We start from the raw sequence: 2140 nt of genomic DNA on the forward strand, positions 1-2140 counted from the left end.
GTGAATCGCCAGGGCCAGGTTGCGCGGGGCGCCTTCCAAGTCTTCGGACAGATCCAGAATCAGCGTGCTCACTGAGCAGAAGGTTTCATAGGTGTGCGCCAGCATGCCCTCGGGGTCGGCGTCGGGGGCGACGATGAAGTAATCCAGTTGTTTTGCGGGTTTGTCTGGGGTGTCGGGCTTGAGGTAGTGGTCCAGGGCTTTCTGGGCGGCTTTGTCGAGTTTTCTGGCGTCGAGGGTTTTGTGCGCGGAATCGGTTTTCGGGGGGTTAGGTGTTGCCTTGAACATGCTCGTAATCCTCTCAATGGGCTGCCACCGACTCGCGACTAAACGAGAGGTGGCGGCTGAACGCAGGTTAGTCGACCGGGAGGAAAACGAAAAAAACCGGCGCGCCCGAGGGCGCCCTGCGCACAGCCACCATTAAGTGCGGGGATAGGGATACCCGACTGAATGACGCTTATGCGTTCGTATTACCTCCGGGCGACTAAACCCGATCGCTGGTTATCAGCGACGCGAATCAAGTTACGGGGCAAGGCCAAGCCACACAAGCCGGCGGATTCTGGCGGATCTGTAGTCCGTTGCGCAAGGCGCTGTAGTCACCCGGATATTGCCTTATACCGGGCCCCGCCACTCGTCGGAACTGTCAGAAATGACAGGTGTTTGGCGTCGCGAGATGGATATTCAATGAGTCCACGAACCACCCCTTCATATCGCCAGCCGTTTTGCGGAAACTACGGAGTGCGCCATGGACACCGATGACGACATTGAAAAAGACGAGTCTGGCGAAAACACAATTGACATGGAGATTCATGATCCTGCGTTTCAAATCTTGTCTCCGTCGGGTTATATCCCAGAATCAACATTTATTGTTTCAGGTGTTGGCGCCAGACCAGGCGTTGGAGTAATGATTTTGGATGCCAGCACGGCCGATAGCCTGGGCGCGGGCTACGATGTAAACAGCGACGGTAGCTGGACGGTGCACGCCGCTATGCGAAATGAGTCAGACCTAAGGTACGTTGCCTCCCAAACTGCACATGGAATAACGCGGCCGAAGACAGTTGTCAGGCGTCCAACCACACTCACTAGGCCTCAATCGAACGGTGTAGTCGCTCCCAGCCAGGTGGTTTTCGGGGGTGAATGCTTTCCCGGTGAAACTCCAATTGATCCGGGGATGCGCATCAGAGTACTCGACGGCACAACTGAACTGGCTTCAGTGACCGCCGTAGGGCCTGGTACAACATGGGAAGCCTCACCAACTGGACCCCTGCCTGGAAAAGTTTATACGGTGCGGGCAGAGTATAAAGTTGAGAGCAGTCCCGTCCTGAGTTACACAAACAACTTGTCTTTCGAAGTGCTAGGCCCGCCGACCATCACCGCATCCACCGCCAATCACGACATGAGTTTCACCGTGTACGGAACAAAGGGGAAGGCGGGGGCCAGCGTCCAAGTGCGGCTCGATGTTCTTGGTACTCCGGTCGGTCAAGGCAGGGTAGAGTCGAACGGCTCCTGGAGTGCCCCAGTGCAAGTGCCGCCGGGAACGGTTTCTTTGGTGGCGGAACAAACTTACCAAAACGTCCCGTCGGGACTGAGCACTGCCCAAGCGTTCAAGGTTCGCCCCCCCAAGCTGACCGCCGTCACCGTCACCACCCCGACCGACACTTCAGTGAAGTTCGAAGGCAGCGGCTACACCGGTGCAACCGTGCAGATCACGGTCGTCAGCGGCCCCAGCGTCACAGCGCCGGCCCCTGCGCCGGTGAATGGAGGCCGCTGGAACACAACCGCGACAAACTGGCCATTTGGCTCGTACAGCCTGAGGGCTATCCAGCGGTTTCCTGACGGCGACAATGGCTGGATTGATTCGCTGCCCTACACATTCCCCGTCAACCTGACCCTTCCAGACCCGACCGATATCACCTACACAGCGGTCTACCGGCCCGTGTTCTCGGGTAAAGGTTTCAACGGTGCGACGGTGAAGATTCTGAATCCCGACGATTCACCAGCAGCCCCCGAAAAAATTGTGTCTGGCGGTGTGTGGTCGAGCATGGCGTCAACGGAGTGGGGGCCGACGTTCAAGCGCAAAGTCAAAATCAAACAATTCAAGGATGGCCAGGAGTCGCCGACCTGGCAGGAAATCGAGGTCACC

At 57.5% G+C, this 2140-nt stretch carries 1 protein-coding gene and 1 pseudogene; one reads left to right on the forward strand and one right to left on the reverse strand.

Features of this window, described 5'->3' with window-relative positions; genetic code table 11:
* A partial coding sequence (locus HU811_RS26690) for a DUF6124 family protein (RefSeq protein WP_186659086.1) occupies window positions 1-285 on the reverse strand: 285 nt, incomplete at its 3' end.
* A 457-nt stretch (window positions 286-742) separates the two neighbouring features.
* Between HU811_RS26690 and HU811_RS27295 the strand changes: the two are divergent.
* Window positions 743-2140 (forward strand): annotated as a pseudogene (locus tag HU811_RS27295) (hypothetical protein); the annotation flags it as partial.

Origin of the sequence: Pseudomonas tehranensis (genome assembly GCF_014268615.1) — a bacterium.
GTDB classification, from domain to species: domain Bacteria; phylum Pseudomonadota; class Gammaproteobacteria; order Pseudomonadales; family Pseudomonadaceae; genus Aquipseudomonas; species Aquipseudomonas tehranensis.